Below are 15,192 nucleotides of genomic sequence, written 5' to 3'. Positions count from 1 at the left end.
TGGCTGGGTTAGCGCCTGTGGTCCCACAGGTCGGGCCAAAATACTCCCAGGGTGGTGAAGAGTGAGCGCGTCAGAGGCAGGGAGATACCAACCACGGAGTGGTGGTCTCCTGTGACACCAGTAATGAATGGCCCACCCAGTGAGTCAATCGTGAAGGAACCGGCGACTTTGAGGGGTTCTCCTGAGGCAACGTAGGCCTCGATTTCTTCATCAGTCATCGCTCCAAAATGGACGGTTGTGGACGCAGAAGCGCCTGCTTCTGCCTGGACACTTCGGAGGGAGTCGTTCTCTGTTTGGGTGGGGGTGAGGCGCATGGCGTAGTGTCCGGTCCACAAGATGGCGTCGCGTTCGCGCATTTCTTTGATGCGTTCGACGGCGACTTCGGGTGAGTGCGGCTTGCCGAGCATGCGCCCATCGAGTTCGAGCATTGAATCGCAGCCGATGATGATGAGATTTTCGTTGGAGGGGAGTGGCTGTCCAGTGAGCTGGTCGGTGCCGGTGGTGGTCAGCAGGCCTGTGGCAACTGCCTGGCATTTTGCTGTTGCTAGCGCGAGAACTTCATCGGCTGGGGTTGTGGTGCCGCCTGAGAAGGCGCGTCCGCCTGGAAGGGTGGTGAGGACGGCGTCCTCGTTGACTTCGGAGACGACGACGAGGGGCGTAATTCCGGCGTTAATGAGGGTTTGGCGGCGAGCGGGGGACTTGGAGGCAAGAAGGAGACGCATGGTCTTATTGTCGCTGATTTGAGATGCAGAGTTCGCGAGTGGTCAGTTTGATGCGACCACTCGCGAGTGTGAAGTGGCTTGGGGCGGGGTTGGGATCGCATTTTGGCGCCCGCGTGACTACACTCTAATGGTGATGACGGACACACATCTGACTCTGGTTTCCTCGAATGAGCATCCCCAGATGCCCAGCACGATCAGCGACTACGAGGATTGTTTGCTTGGGGGCCCTGTGAACTTAAGTGCACAGGACCTGGCTGCGCGCACCTCCACCACTGTCCAGATGGTCAATGATTTTTGGTCCGCCATGGGTTTTCGTACCGTCGCACCTGACGAAAAGGCTTTCACCGTCCGTGATTTAGATGCCTACCAGCGCTGGAGCGCTCTGGTGGAATCGGGTGATATTGACGAGGCCACCTCGCGCTCCCTTTTGCGCGCGCACTCGCACCTTGCTGACCGGCTGGGATTGTGGCAGGTGGAGGCTCTGGTGGAGGATGCAATGCGCCGCCATGGTTTGGATGATACGACCGCGCGCATCTATGTCCTTGACCATATGCGTGAACGCGTGGAAATCCTGCAAGAGGCTTTCACACATGCCTGGCAGCGTCAGCTTGAGGCTCTGCTTACTCGCACATTTAATGAGGTTTCCCGGCGTGGTCATGTGGATGCGAAGAAGCGTTTTCCCCTCACGCGCTCGCTGGGGTTTGTTGACATGGTTTCCTACACGTCCACGTCGACGATCCTGGGTGGGCGACTGCCTGATCTGATTGGACGGTTCGAAGATGCGTGCCGTTTCGCTGTGACAGAAGCGGGCGGGCGCGTGGTGAAGATGATTGGCGATGCGGTCTTGTTTATTGCTGATGATCTGGAGACTGGGCTGGAAGTGGTGACTTCGCTGATTGACCGCTTGCAGGCTGATGATGAAATCTTGCCCGTGCGCGCCTCTTTCGTGCGGGGCGATGTGTTTTCTCGTTCGGGCGATGTGTTTGGTCCGACGGTGAACCTTGCAGCTCGTTTGGTGGGGATTGCGCCGGAGGGGAAGATTTTGACGGATGCGTCTACCGCTGCCGCTATTGGGGCAGGTAAAGGGGGAGCGGGGTACATGGTTGATGAGTTCCCACCCGCTGAGTTGCGTGGGGTTGGTACGGTGTTGCCGTATTTGGTGTCGCGTCGTTTTGATTGACGAGGTTGCCGCCCGGTCTTCCTCTTGTGGAAGGGGGACGTTAAGGGTGGCGTGAGTGTTGTGGAGGCTCGCCGATTGTGGCGAGCCTTCTTGGCGTGTGTGCTCATGGGTTTTCCTGTGCGTTCGCTGCTTCATGCCTGAGTGTTCTCCGCGAGTGGTCGCTTCGAAGCGACCACTCGCGGAGAAATGATGCAGGGGCGCTGCCACAGGAAAAGTAATGCGAGAGTTGAAATAGTCTTTACTTGGTCAACAACTGTGCAAGAAAATATCTCATTAGGGTATGATCGTGGCGTGACTACAGTTCTCCTCGTCGAAGATGACCCCGCAATCTCTGAACCCCTTGCTCGCGCCCTCGGCCGAGAAGGCTACGAAGTGCGCGCCCACGGAACCGGGCGCGGCGCCCTCGCTGAAGTCGACGGCTGCGACCTCGTCGTTCTCGATCTTGGCCTTCCAGACATCGACGGCCTCGACGTTGCCAGGGAAATCAGATCCTCCGGACGAAGCGTTCCAATCCTCATCCTCACCGCGCGAACCGACGAGGTCGACATGGTCGTTGGCCTCGACGCAGGCGCCGACGACTACGTCACCAAGCCTTTCCGCCTGGCCGAACTCCTCGCCCGCGTTCGCGCCCTCCTTCGTCGCACCGGATCCGACCACTCCGACGGTGACCTCATCGCTCAGGACGTGCGCGTCGAGGTCGCAGCCCACCGCGCCTTCGTCAAGGAACGCGAACTTCAACTGACAGCAAAGGAATTCGACCTCCTGCGCGTCCTCGTCCGTGAAGCAGGCTCCGTCGTCGAACGTGATGCCCTCATGCGTGAAGTATGGGGATCCGACCCAACCGGATCCACCAAAACCCTCGACATGCATGTGTCCTGGCTACGCAGAAAGCTTGGCGACGACGCCGCTGACCCTCGCTACATCACCACCGTGCGAGGCATGGGCTTCCGTTTCGAGAACACCAGCAACTAACGGATACCAGCAACGACAACCACTCCACGCGATGTATCCGCACCTGAGACATCCCCCGGCAGAGGCACTGCGCCTCCAACCGGGGGATTCTCGTCAGCAACGATGCCCGCCACACGTTGGGAATCACCCCCACCTTCCCAGAGCGTCGCGCGCACCACTGGTGGCAAGCATGCAGAGAAACCATCCCTCGCTCTTGCGCTCTTTGCTGACTGCTAATCTTGGCCGGCAATGGCCTCGCCCCACTATCGGAGGTGACCAACGTGCGTAAACGCGCCGTCCACATGATCCTCACGACCGTCACAGTCGTTGCGCTCCTTCTGGGTGTGCCCGGCGCAATCGCTGCCTCGATCGTCGTATGGCACAACGATCAAGCCGCACTCGAAGCACGCGCAGAATCCCTCCTACGCGCCGTTGATCGCCGCCTCCAAAACTCCACTGACGTACCCATCAGCCTGATTGACGCATGGGCAACGCCGTTTTCTAAAAACCAAGCCGAGGCACACGCCCGCGTTTCTATCCCCGGCGGGCGGGTCTACGCCGTGGGAAGTGAAGTAACTGGCCGAAAACTCATTGCATTTACCTCCTCGGCAAGTGGGACCGCCGTTCATATGGAGGTTTCGGCGCAAAAGTCCATCAGTAAGGTACTGATGGTCTTTGGAATGTTCCTTGGCGGTATGGCGACTTCTCTTGGCGTGGGATGGCTGATGGCTTCACGCTTGGCGCGACGCCTGTCCGCCCCACTCATCTACCTGGCCGCTCAGGCCGAGCAGATCGGCTCAGGGCAGGTACGCGCGCGCGTCAAACCCTGCGGCATTGAAGAGATTGACCTTGTTCAAGAAGAGCTCGCTCGAACAGCTGAACGTATGGCTGGCAGGCTTGCTGCCGAACGCCAATTTGCTGCCGACGCCTCCCATCAATTGCGCACGCCGTTGACGGCACTGTCGATGCGGCTTGAAGAGATCGAAATGATCAGCTCAGAAGAGGAAGTGCGCACCGAAGCAGCTAGTTGTCTTGAACAGGTTGAGCGTCTCACTACCGTTGTTACTGAGCTTTTGGATGCGTCAGCGCGCACGGGCGGTAACACCGAAGCCATCCACATTATTGAGATTCTGAACGCTCAACGTGAAGAATGGGAGGAGGCTTTCGAACGCGCTGGACGCGAATTAATCTTCACCGACGAGGCCGATCTTCCCGTCCTCGCTGACGCTCCCAAGCTGGGGCAGGTCCTGGCAACCCTTATAGAAAACTCCCTGCGATACGGCGCCGGTACAACCCGTGTGGTGGCGCGCCGAAGTGCCAACAAGCGGGGCGTGATGATCGACGTCTCTGACGAGGGTGAAGGCGTTGCTGAAAATCTGGTGGCTGAACTATTTGAGTATGGGGTATCGGGGCACGGCTCCAGCGGTATTGGCTTAGCCCTTGCGCGCGACCTCACCTCTGGAATGGGTGGGCGCCTGGAGCTCGCGCAGAACTCACCGCCGATCTTTACGATCTCCCTTGCGGCGATTCCAGCATCGTTGCGTCCCGATCGAGTGATGCCTGAGGGCCCACTCGTTTCCACGGGGCGGCGCAGTCGCCGTTTCTAAACAGAGCGTAGGGGCAACTCTCCTGCGCAGCAGAGGTGGATTCTGACACCAGCTTGCCCTTCGATGATTGGGACTTCATCTCATAGTTCTGAGAGGCCATTTCTTCACCGTCAGCTGTACGTTCCCTGAGTATTTTTCGCGAGTGGTCAGTTTGAACTGACCACTCGCGTGTCAGACAAATTTTGTGGGCTTGGGTTTGGGCGCGGCCGCAGGGGAGACGGAAGGAAGCAGCAGCGTAGGCATGCTGGCGCCTCAAAGTGCGTTTCGCCCTTCCGCCCGGTTTCCACTCGGTGAACATGCGTGCGTGAGCATGCGCGCTGCAGCTAGGTTTAAAGGGTGGATGCCGCAAAACCCAGCCCCCGCCCTGTTGTCGCCGTCATCGGAGGCGGCCAACTTGCCCGCATGATGCAAGAAAGCGCGATCGCCCTCGGCATTGAATTGCGCGCACTCGTTGAAGCAACGAATGGATCAGCTGGACAAGTCATCGTCAATGCCCCCGCAGGCGCCCCCACCGACATCAACACACTCGCCCAGATCATCGCAGAAGCCGACGTCCTCACCTTCGAACACGAACACATCCCAGGCGAAACTTTTGACGCCTGCGCCGAACAACTCCCCATCCATCCCCATCGGGACGCCCTCCTTTACGCTCAAGACAAACTCGCTATGCGCGCCCGACTGACCGAGCTCGACATCCCATGCCCCGCATGGGCCCGCATCGACACCCCCGAAGATCTCCACGCCTTCGGTGAGACTCACGGCTGGCCCATCATCGTGAAAACCCCGCGCGGCGGCTACGACGGGCGCGGCGTGCGCCTCGTCAATGACGCCACCGGCGCCAATGACTGGCTTGCCGTTGGCGGCCCGCTTCTTGCGGAAGCCCGCGTCCCCTTCACCGGCGAGGTCGCAGCACTCCTTGCCCGACGCCCCTCCGGTGAGGTTCGCTCATGGCCCGTCGCACAAACCGAACAGAAAGACGGCGTCTGTGCCGTCGTGACAGCCCCAGCTCCTAACCTCACCGAAGAACTGGCTCAGCAGGCTCAAGACATCGCCGCCACTATCGCTCGCAAGCTTGACGTTACCGGCGTTCTCGCCGTTGAAATGTTCGTCGCTCCCGGCGAGGATGGGCAACCACGCCTGCTCGTCAATGAGCTCGCTATGCGCCCCCACAACTCCGGACACTGGACCATTGACGGAGCTGTCACCAGCCAATTCGAGCAGCACCTGCGAGCCGTCCTCGACCTGCCACTAGGGGACACCGCCATGCGAACTCCCGTGGCCGTCATGGTCAACCTCTTAGGCAGCGCCCACGAAGACCCCTCCTGTGGCCTTGCCGCAGCCATGCAAGCCGCTCCCGCAGCGAAGATCCACCTGTACGGCAAGGAAGTGCGCCCCGGCCGCAAGCTCGGCCACGTCACCGTCTGCTCTGATTCCCTCGAGTGGTCGCGTACAACCGCCCACTCGGCGCTTGACGCCCTCGCAGGGGTACAGGAAAGGCCCTAACCGCCCCTGGACCATGCGCGCTTCATCCAGCAGCGCATTCCACCAAGCATCACACTGGATATGACCTCTTCTAAACCCGCCAACCCCCCCTTTGGCCGTCCCAATAGGAGAAACGATGACCACCAGCCCCAGCTTTGTTGAACCTGAACTCACAGCGACTGGCTCACAGCCACTGGTCGGCATCGTCATGGGGTCAGATTCTGACTGGCCCACCATGAAAGCTGCCGCCGAAGCCCTCGCCGAATTCGGCATTGACGCAGAGATTGGCGTCATTTCCGCCCACCGGATGCCTGAAGACATGGTCGCCTACGGCCGCGAGGCCGCAGCCCGCGGGCTACGCGTCATCATCGCCGGCGCTGGCGGCGCCGCCCACCTGCCCGGCATGCTCGCTTCGCTCACCGAACTGCCGGTGATTGGTGTGCCTGTCCCGCTGAAATACCTCGACGGCATGGATTCGCTGCTTTCCATTGTGCAGATGCCCGCCGGAGTGCCCGTAGCGACGGTATCGGTCGGGGGCGCGCGCAATGCGGGTCTGCTGGCCGCGCGTATCCTCGCAGCCGGCGAGGGCGAGGCCGCCGAGAAGCTACGCGAAAAGATGCGCGCCTTCCAAAGCGAGCTGCGCCAGGCGGCGATGGACAAGAGAGCAGCGCTCGCGGCACAGCTTTCCTCCTGAGAGACGCCTTTGTGTCGCGCCTTGCGTGTTCTTTTTCTGAGGGAGAGGGCGGGCCTGCGGGGCCCTCTTAGCTGAATGTTTCCTTGCCGTCCCCTGAGTATTTATCGCGAGTGGTCAGTTCGAAGCGACCACTCGCGAAAAATAGGACGGAGAGGGCGGAACGCGGGATGACCACGCCCATCAAAAGAGCGTAAAGTTGTGACCATGAGCATTCTTGTCACAGGCGGCGCCGGCTACATCGGCGCACACGTAGTCCGACTCCTCCAACAGCGCGGCGACAAGGTCATCGTCGCCGACAACCTCTCCACTGGACGCGCCGACCGCATCGGAGACGCTATCCTCGTCAACGTTGACGTTGCCGCCGACGAAGCCCGCACCCTCCTGGCAAACGCTATGGTCGACGAGGACGTCGAAGCCGTCATCCACTTCGCCGCACGCAAACAGGTAGGCGAATCCGTCGAACGCCCCGCCTGGTACTACCAGCAAAACGTCGGCGGCCTCGCCAACGTTCTTATGGCCATGGGAGAAACCGGCGTTGACAAGATGATCTTCTCATCCTCCGCCGCCGTCTACGGCATGCCTCCTGTCGAAGTCGTCTCTGAAGACATCGAAAAACACCCCATCAACCCCTACGGCGAAACCAAACTCATCGGAGAGTGGATGATGGCCGACTGCGAGCGCGCCTGGGGACTGAACTGGATCGGCCTACGCTACTTCAACGTCGCCGGTGCCGGTTGGCCTGACCTCGCCGACCCCGCCACCTTGAACCTCGTGCCCATGGTGCTCGATCGCCTGGCGCGCGGCGAATCCCCCAAGATCTTCGGCACCGACTACGACACCCCCGACGGCACCTGCATCCGCGACTACATCCACGTCATGGACCTCGCAGAAGCCCACATCTTCGCCATGGACGCCCTCGACAAGGGAAAGCCCGAGCATCGCTCCTTCAACGTCGGCACCGGCATTGGCACCTCAGTCCGTGAAATCATCGACGGCCTACGCCGCGTCTCCGGATGGGACTTCCCCGCAGAAGAACTCGAACGCCGCGCCGGCGACCCGCCCCAACTCATCGGCGACCCCATGAGCATTGCCGTTGACCTCGGATGGAAGGCAAACTTCGGCGTTGATGAAATCCTCGAATCAGCATGGGACGCCTGGCAGAAAGGCCCACGCGCAATTGACGTGCCTTAAAAACACGAGTCTAACGATCTGGTCGGTAGAACGTGCCGTCAGACATGAGGATCGCTAAGACAATAAGTGCGGCGGTAGCCCTGGTATTCCCCGGAGACTACCGCCACACCTGTTGATAACAGGGGACTACAAGAACTCCTGCTTGAAATCCGCAGGAGTGAGTGTTCCATTTCTCAGGGATTCAAAGAAGCTGGGCGCCGTATCATCCACGAGAAGAACCGCAACCCCAGCCTCTGTCTCATAGGCGAGGGAGGCAATAGGCGGTGTTCCTGTGCGATCTTCAGTATTTGCTTGGCGGAAGGCCGAGGCAAGGCGAGCAATATCCACTGACGAGGTATCTGGATCGACAGTGAGAGCACTAGCCCCTGCTCGCTCGAGCCTAAAGGCAGAAAGAGGGTTAATGAGTGTTGCCGGAGACAGTGCACTTTTGACCGTCTTGGACACAACCTGCCGTTGACGCTCGGCTCGCCCAATGTCACCAAGGGGATCAGAGTAACGCATACGGGCAAAAGCTAAGGCGGTGGGGCCATCCGATACATGGCACCCGGATGTCCACACGAGGCCGGAGTAGTCGTCATGGACGTCCATATCCAAACAGAGCTCGACACCTCCGAGGGCGTCAACGATGTTGCCAACCCCGCCCATGCCGATCTCGAGATAGTGGTCAATGGTCAGCCCGGCGAGCTGCTCAACGGTTGCCACAAGCAGTGAAGGACCTTCGAACGAGTAGGCAGCGTTGATCTTATTGCTGCCGTATCCGGGAATTTCCACCCAGGTATCGCGAGGAATCGACACCATGCTGGCCTGCCCATTCTCGGCGACGTGCACGAGCATGATGGAGTCAGATCGCTTGCCTTCAGCACCGTCTAGTACAGCGCCGTCTTCACGTGAGTCGGAGCCAGCAAGCAGATAGGTCGTGCCGGGAGTATCAGCGTTTCCGCTCAGAGCATCAATGCGTCGGAGGTTATTGTTCGCGTCGATGATGAGGAACAGCGGCCAGGCAATGAGGGCTGCGAGGAGGAGAAGGATAGGGAAGGAAAAGCGGAAGCGTCGGCGGCGAGGCCGTGGTTCACGCGCGGTAGCACCGAAGCCGCGACGAGGAGGTTGGAAACCCTCGCTGCTCGGTGCAACTGGCCGAAAATGAGCAGTTTCCGATGAACGTGCTATCCGGTGTGCATCAGCCCCCGAGGAAGCAGGCGACGAAGGCCTTCCACGCGGCCGGGCGTTCAACTCTTCGAGACGGCCCTGAGGAAGGAAACTGGGGGGTTGTTGGGGCCGTGGCTGCTGCGGGTGCTCCGTCAACCTTCCTGCACCTTGAGGTTCTGGCCCGCGTAGTAGAGATCGGCGCTCAGGGGTGTGAGGAGAGTCAGCAAGGTTGGCATTGCGTGTATGGGAGGGAGAGACACTCGCAGAAGGGCCTTGGGGGCGCTGTTGACGTGGGGGATAAATGGGAAGAAAAACCGCGTAATCGGAATGTTCCGAAAGGTCGCGCTCCTCCTGTTGAAGGTCCGGTGCGAAGCCTCGTTGGGACAAACGACGAGCGCCTGATTCTCTTGGAGGGTAACTTCGGGAAGATGAGGCCGAACGTGACACCGATGAGGAGTCAGATAATCCTGGTGAGCCCTCCGATTCAGCAGAAGGACGCGCAGTCGCTCGTTTTCCGCCCGGCGGCGGGAAAGAAGGGGGATCAAAATGCGTCATTCTGCATTCCAGTCAGGACTTTGGGGGGCACTCGGGAATTGGAACAGAAGGTTCAGTTTCAGTTGTTAGAGACTCCTCAACCGGATTCTCGAGGGGAGCTTCTGGCGTTTCTTCGGCGGAAGATGTTGTCCCCTCTGCAGAAGCGGAGGATTGAGAAGGCAAAGTCTCTGGGACCGTGACCTCTTGACCATTCCCATCAGTATAGGTTGCCCCTGCAGGGAATGGCTCATCGTTACGTAGAGCGCGCCAAATGTTTTCAGCCTCATATTCAGAGGCGAGGACACGGTTGAGATCGTCGGGATGCTGCATGATCGGCATGGTCATGAGCTGGATATTGGCGCGTTCGAGCTTCGACAGTGATAACAACAAACCCATGTCTGTGTTGAGATCTGAGAGGTTAGGTGAGGTTTTCACGGCCTCAAGCGAGGATTTGACGAAACTAAGAACGGAGGGAAACTCGGTGACGAAATTCTTCGAGAAGAGCTCTCGAAGCATTGCAGCCACCAGCTTTTGTTGGCGTCCAATACGGCTAAGGTCGGAACCGTCCCCCACTCCGTAACGCGCACGAGAGAAGGCCAATGCCGTGGGGCCGTTAAGTTTCATGCAGCCCTCAGGGATGTACAGTTCAAGAGCATCGTCATTGACGGGCTCGTCGAAGTAGTACCAGATTCCACCAAGAGCATTAACCATGCCGGTAAAGCCACGGAAGTCTGTCAAAACAAATGCATCGATGCTCAGACCTGTCAGGTATTCAGTTGCCCGTTGGGTGCAGGCGATACCCGCGGCCGTATTATCGGTGACCGCGCCCGTGGTGAAGGATGAGTTGAACATACCTGTGTAGGGAGAGGTCTCGATATTATTGGCATTAATGCACGAAGGGATGTCAGTGACGAGATCGCGTGGAATTGAGACAAATTGGATACGCGTGCGGTCTGCCGAGATGTGGGCGACCATTGTGGCATCGCTGTGGATTGTATCGATTTCGTCAACGTCCCCGTACTCATCTGTTCCTTGGTCGTAGCGGGAATCAATATTGGCAATCAAAATGTTGATTGCGCGTCCTTCAAAGGCGTCGGAAGGAAGTTCTGGAGCAGTGGAGCTGTCAGGAGAATCCTTCAGGAAGGCTGAAGCGTCGATCGAGTTGCCCGCAATCTGCATCGAAATGTCGCGGTAGATGAAACCCGCAGTCGACGAAACGAATAGTCCGACAGACATGAAAAAAGCGGTGACAGAATGCAGCGCACCAAAACGGCCATAAGGGGTGGCCGCATGGGTGACAGGAAGGTGACGGGATACCTCGTGAGTGCTCATCGCTGGAAGTGTAACAAATCGGTGACGTTTAGTGCAGAGACATTGCCCTCAGTACGCAGTCGATTGGCCATATTCTGAGCGTGGAAGCTCTTTTCGTCGCCGTGTGATGATCGTGACGAAAGAGGACAGAAGAAGAACGTTATGTCGAGGAGTTACTCTGCTCATTTTCCAGGTGTGGCCGATCCGCGCTCTGCGATGTGCAATGGCTATCAGTTGACGGGAAACGGGGGGTGTGTAATGCGAAGGCTCGTGCAAGATCTTCTATACGGCGTTGCTGGGCGGCTTCTCTGCGATAGGACGAAGCAATGAGGGCGAAGAATCCAACGACGAGAGCATAGACCAGCAGGTTGATTCCTTTCTCGACTCCAAGGAGATGCGCGAGCTTAGTCAGTGTGCTCGGAACCATCACCACATACACCGATGCCAGCAGCATGATGAGAACCCCAAGGCGCCTCAGGGCAAGACCACGTGAGGATTGAATAGGGCGCATCAGCATAATGGTCACGAAAATAAAACTTCCAATCAGCAAAAGCTTGATGAGCCAGTAGGGGGTCATGACTTCACCTCATTGCCAAGTCAACGAGAATGTTTACGGAGTTGAGAAGCGGCTGACCCTTTGACCGAGAATAGTCGGTGTAGTGGATAGTGACCGAGAGTTCTTCCCAGGGCAGGCCTGTCGCCGCCAATTGAGCCACTATTTGTGATGCGTGTGCCATCCGTGCCTGGCTGAGTCGGACTGATTCGAGAGCATCACGGCGAATGAGGCGCAGTCCGTTGTGGGCATCTGTCACATCCAGTCCAGTCCGCCATCGAGTAAATGTTGCTGCAGTCTTGAGCACCCATTGTTTGAGCAGCCCAGTATCTGCGGTGTGGTCAAGGAAACGAGAGCCAAAAACAAAAGCAAGGTCGCATGCCTCGGCTCGTTCACGCATCGCAAGGGCGTCTGAGAGGCAGTGCTGCCCATCTGCATCGAAGGTAATGACATAACGGCACTGCGGATGCATGAGGGCCCAGTCAAAGCCTGTTTGTAAGGCCGCGCCCTGCCCGAGATTGACCGGGTGGGAGAGAACGAGCGCTCCGGCACTGAGGGCTTCACGCACTGAGTTGTCCTCAGATGCGTCATCGACACATACGACATGTGGGAAGATTGTGCGCAGCTCAGCCACCACTTCACCCACGACACAAGCCTCGTTGTACATGGGGACAACGAGCCAGGTGTCATCAAAAGTGCTCATAGCCTAAGTATCGCATTACTTCCTGAACAGGAGGATAAAGAAAGCGAGATTGCGGACTTCAGCAGCCTTAACCTGCCTGTGGGGACATAAAGTGGTCAATAATGGAGCCTTGACAGAATCCTGCAATGTGATGAGGGAGATCCCCTTTATCGAGGAGAGTTTTATGCCGCGAATCGTCCCATCGGCTGATGTGGCCGAATCGGCTGATATTGCCCCGAGCGCTACCATCTGGCACTTGGCTCAAGTCAGAGAAGATGCCACGATCGGAGAAGACTGCGTTGTGGGCCGAGGTGCCTACATTGGCGTCGGAGTCCATCTAGGAAAGAACTGTAAAATCCAAAATCATGCCCTGGTGTACGAACCCGCCTACTTGGCTGATGGGGTTTTTATCGGTCCCGGCGTCGTGTTGACCAACGACCATAATCCTCGCGCCATTACCCCTGATGGGGAACTCAAGAGCCCCTCCGATTGGCTCCCCGTCGGCGTTCAGATTGACGAGGGCGCCGCCATTGGTGCCCGTGCAGTCTGTGTGGCCCCTGTGCGCATCGGAGCGTGGGCTTTGGTGGCGGCGGGTGCAGTGGTGACTTCTGACGTGCCCGCCTTCGCCCTCGTAGCGGGTATGCCTGCCCGTCGTATCGGGTGGGTTGGAAAAGCCGGAGTACGCCTTAAAGAAGAGCCTGATACTCCAGGCCTGTACCGTTGCCCGCAGACGCAAGCGCTCTACTACCTGCGTGAGCCAGAGAGCCTTGAAGAATGCGTCAATGAGCATTGCGACACCTCTGCGTCGAAGGACACCGCAGAGTACATGCATCACACAGTGAGTGACACGGCAAACGCAGAGGAGAATCAATGAACGGGCGTCACTTTATCCCAGCAGCGAAGCCCCTCATTGGAGAGGATGAAATCGCCGCTGTTACTGAGGTCATGCGCTCGGGCGGGGTCGTTCAAGGGCCGCAGGTTCAAGCCTTCGAAGATGAGTTCAGCGTGGCAATGGCACCGGGCACACATGCAATTGCTGTGAACTCAGGCACTTCCGCCCAGCACATCGCTACCCTCGCTGCTGCCCTTCTCGAACGCGGAGAGCCCAGCATAGAAACGCAGGTCGGCCGTCGGAGCCCTGTCCCGCACATGCTCAGAACTGATGTCTCTGCTTACTCAGATAGGGAGGTTATCGTTCCCTCCTTCACCTTTGCTGCCACAGCAAACTCCGTTGCTCTCAGCGGTGCACGACCCGTTTTTGCCGACATTGATCCACGTACCTTTACTCTTGACCCAGCGAGTCTTGAGGCATCAATCACCGAGCGGACGGTCGCCATCGAGGTCGTCCACCTCTATGGACTTCCCGCCGCTATGGACAAGATCATGGCGATCGCTCGCGAGCACAATCTTGATGTCTACGAGGATTGCGCTCAAGCTCACGGCGCAACTATGAACGGCCAACATGTGGGGACCTTCGGCCGGTGGGGATCCTTCTCCTTTTACCCCACCAAGAATATGACCAGCCTCGAAGGAGGCATGATTACTACTACGGATCCCGACCTCGCTCACGTTTGCCGCTTGCTGCGCAATCAGGGGATGGAACGTCAATACGCCAACGAGGTCGTTGGCCTGAATAACCGCATGACGGATGTGGCTGCGGCCGTGGGGCGAGTGCAGCTTAGGAAAGTGGCGGCCTGGACTGAGAGGCGCCAGCACAATGCTGATGTGCTCACCGCAGGCCTGTCCGCCCTGCCCGGCGTGCGCACGCCACACGTACCTGAAGGGGCTCGCCACGTCTACCACCAGTACACCATCTGTTTTGATGGGGTGACAGGCGAGGAACGGGACCGCATCGCCCACACCATGAGGGAAGAATGGCAGGTTGGTACAGGCGTGTACTACCCGATTCCGAACCACCGGCTGACTTCCTTGGCCTCCTTTGCACCAGAGTGCGAATTGCCCGCCACCGAAAAGGTCGCAAGGGAATGTCTCTCTCTTCCTGTCCACCCTTCATTAAGCGAAGCCGACCTTGAGCGCATCATCGAGGCTGTATCGGCCTGCGCTACAGCAGGAGCATGACATGAACTCTCCCATTCGTCTGGGCGTTATTGGCTTGGGAGCCATGGGCAGACATCACGTCCGAAACGCGCGAGCTACCGAGGGCGTAAGCCTCGTTGCTTTGGCTGACCCCGCTGGTGATCCACACAATGTTGCCGGAGATCTGCCCGTCGTGCAGGATGTCGATGCCCTCATTGAGGTAGGGATTGATGCCGCGATCCTAGCCACCCCCACTCTCTACCATGAACAGATTGCTCTGAGCTTGGCTCAGGCAGGGGTGCACACCCTTGTCGAAAAGCCTCTCGCCACTGATTACGCTTCTGGCGAGCGCGTGACCCGTGCCTTCGCTGAACGAGGACTCGTCGGTGCCGTGGGTTACGTTGAGCGCTGCAACCCCGCATTGCTGGAAATGCGTCGCCGGATTGCCGACGGACAGTTGGGCCAGATCTATCAGGTCTCGACAAGGCGCCAGTCACCCTTCCCCGCGCGCATCTGCGACGTGGGCGTGGTTAAAGACCTCGCCACCCACGACGTTGACCTTGTCTCCTGGGTGGTGGGTGCTCCTTATGAGTCCGTCTACGCCCAGACCACGACTCGCTCGGGACGGGAGTATGAAGACATGGTGACAGTGGCGGGACGCCTCAGTAACGGCGTTCTCGTCAATCACTTGGTTAACTGGCTGAGCCCCTACAAAGACCGGACAACTATCGTCATTGGTGAAAACGGCGCCCTGGTCGCCGATACCATATTGGGCGACCTAACCTTCTACGAGAACGGCACCCACCCTCTGCAATGGGATCAGGTGGCCGCATTCCGCGGCGTTTCCGAGGGCGCCGCCACTCGCTATGCCCTCGCCAAGCGAGAGCCTCTGGCTGTTGAACACGAGCAGTTTCGTGACGCAATCTGGGGTGTGAGTAGCGAACACGTCACTATGGAGGAGGGGCAGCGAGCACTTGCCGTCGTTGACGCTATTCTCAGCTCTGCCCGCACCGGTCAATCCGTTGAATTGAGCAGCATTACGCGAACAGGCTCGCCTACCTCCCACCCGAACGCGGCAGGCGCGAGACCGACACGGGGATAA

15 protein-coding genes are annotated in these 15,192 nt (G+C 58.6%); 9 read left to right on the top strand and 6 right to left on the bottom strand.

Annotated elements, in window-relative coordinates; all coding sequences use genetic code 11:
- Positions 1-8 precede the first annotated feature (8 nt).
- Positions 9-722: a Maf family protein gene (locus EII11_RS04235; protein ID WP_124869091.1), complete on the bottom strand. Its 714-nt coding sequence runs from the start codon at positions 720-722 to the stop codon at positions 9-11.
- Between the two features lie 181 nt (positions 723-903).
- Here EII11_RS04235 and EII11_RS04230 point away from each other — a divergent pair, with 181 nt between their 5' ends.
- On the top strand, positions 904-1,902 hold the full coding sequence (locus EII11_RS04230; RefSeq protein WP_124869724.1) for an adenylate/guanylate cyclase domain-containing protein: 999 nt from the start codon (positions 904-906) through the stop codon (positions 1,900-1,902).
- A 291-nt stretch (positions 1,903-2,193) separates the two neighbouring features.
- Positions 2,194-2,874: a response regulator transcription factor gene (locus tag EII11_RS04225; protein ID WP_124869088.1), complete on the top strand. Its 681-nt coding sequence runs from the start codon at positions 2,194-2,196 to the stop codon at positions 2,872-2,874.
- Here the strand turns inward: EII11_RS04225 and EII11_RS10470 are convergent.
- A complete protein-coding gene (locus EII11_RS10470; RefSeq protein WP_165867057.1) occupies positions 2,871-3,029 on the bottom strand; it encodes a hypothetical protein in 159 nt (52 codons plus the stop codon). The genes EII11_RS04225 and EII11_RS10470 overlap by 4 nt on opposite strands.
- Before the next feature lie 105 nt (positions 3,030-3,134).
- Here EII11_RS10470 and EII11_RS04220 point away from each other — a divergent pair, with 105 nt between their 5' ends.
- The 4 genes from EII11_RS04220 to galE all read left to right on the top strand — a co-directional run bounded on the left by EII11_RS04220 (position 3,135) and on the right by galE (position 7,827).
- Positions 3,135-4,460: an ATP-binding protein gene (locus tag EII11_RS04220; protein WP_124869085.1), complete on the top strand. Its 1,326-nt coding sequence runs from the start codon at positions 3,135-3,137 to the stop codon at positions 4,458-4,460.
- A 336-nt stretch (positions 4,461-4,796) separates the two neighbouring features.
- On the top strand, positions 4,797-5,963 hold the full coding sequence (locus tag EII11_RS04215) for a 5-(carboxyamino)imidazole ribonucleotide synthase (protein WP_124869082.1): 1,167 nt from the start codon (positions 4,797-4,799) through the stop codon (positions 5,961-5,963).
- Between the two features lie 115 nt (positions 5,964-6,078).
- Complete coding sequence (gene purE, locus EII11_RS04210; protein WP_124869079.1) at positions 6,079-6,636, top strand: 5-(carboxyamino)imidazole ribonucleotide mutase; 558 nt, start codon at positions 6,079-6,081, stop codon at positions 6,634-6,636.
- 204 nt (positions 6,637-6,840) lie between these two features.
- Entirely contained in the window at positions 6,841-7,827 is a 987-nt protein-coding gene (galE, locus tag EII11_RS04205; protein WP_124869076.1) for a UDP-glucose 4-epimerase GalE, read from the top strand.
- A 126-nt stretch (positions 7,828-7,953) separates the two neighbouring features.
- On the opposite strand, the gene EII11_RS04200 is transcribed toward galE, so the two are convergent.
- From EII11_RS04200 to EII11_RS04185, 4 genes are all read right to left on the bottom strand, one after another.
- Positions 7,954-9,129 carry an LCP family protein gene (locus EII11_RS04200; RefSeq protein WP_240623058.1) on the bottom strand — a complete coding sequence of 392 codons (1,176 nt, stop codon included), beginning with the start codon at positions 9,127-9,129 and terminating at the stop codon, positions 7,954-7,956.
- A gap of 411 nt (positions 9,130-9,540) precedes the next feature.
- Complete coding sequence (locus EII11_RS04195) at positions 9,541-10,839, bottom strand: LCP family protein (RefSeq protein WP_124869070.1); 1,299 nt, start codon at positions 10,837-10,839, stop codon at positions 9,541-9,543.
- 139 nt (positions 10,840-10,978) lie between these two features.
- Positions 10,979-11,395 (bottom strand): DUF2304 domain-containing protein, encoded by a 417-nt coding sequence (locus EII11_RS04190; RefSeq protein ID WP_124869067.1) that lies wholly within the window; start codon positions 11,393-11,395, stop codon positions 10,979-10,981.
- 4 nt (positions 11,396-11,399) lie between these two features.
- A complete protein-coding gene (locus EII11_RS04185; RefSeq protein ID WP_124869064.1) occupies positions 11,400-12,074 on the bottom strand; it encodes a glycosyltransferase family 2 protein in 675 nt (224 codons plus the stop codon).
- A 163-nt stretch (positions 12,075-12,237) separates the two neighbouring features.
- Here EII11_RS04185 and EII11_RS04180 point away from each other — a divergent pair, with 163 nt between their 5' ends.
- From EII11_RS04180 to EII11_RS04170, 3 genes are read left to right on the top strand one after another with little or no spacing between them, the layout of a single operon-like run.
- Entirely contained in the window at positions 12,238-12,927 is a 690-nt protein-coding gene (locus EII11_RS04180) for an acyltransferase (RefSeq protein WP_124869061.1), read from the top strand.
- Positions 12,924-14,132 (top strand): DegT/DnrJ/EryC1/StrS family aminotransferase, encoded by a 1,209-nt coding sequence (locus tag EII11_RS04175; RefSeq protein WP_124869058.1) that lies wholly within the window; start codon positions 12,924-12,926, stop codon positions 14,130-14,132. The genes EII11_RS04180 and EII11_RS04175 overlap by 4 nt, the downstream gene beginning before the upstream one ends.
- Position 14,133: 1 nt before the next feature.
- Positions 14,134-15,192 (top strand): Gfo/Idh/MocA family protein, encoded by a 1,059-nt coding sequence (locus EII11_RS04170; protein ID WP_124869055.1) that lies wholly within the window; start codon positions 14,134-14,136, stop codon positions 15,190-15,192.

Origin of the sequence: Schaalia canis, assembly GCF_003858455.1 — a bacterium.
Classification (GTDB): domain Bacteria; phylum Actinomycetota; class Actinomycetes; order Actinomycetales; family Actinomycetaceae; genus Pauljensenia; species Pauljensenia canis.
The sequence above is the reverse complement of the archived record's forward strand: the minus strand, read 5'-3'. Positions and strand labels throughout refer to the sequence as shown.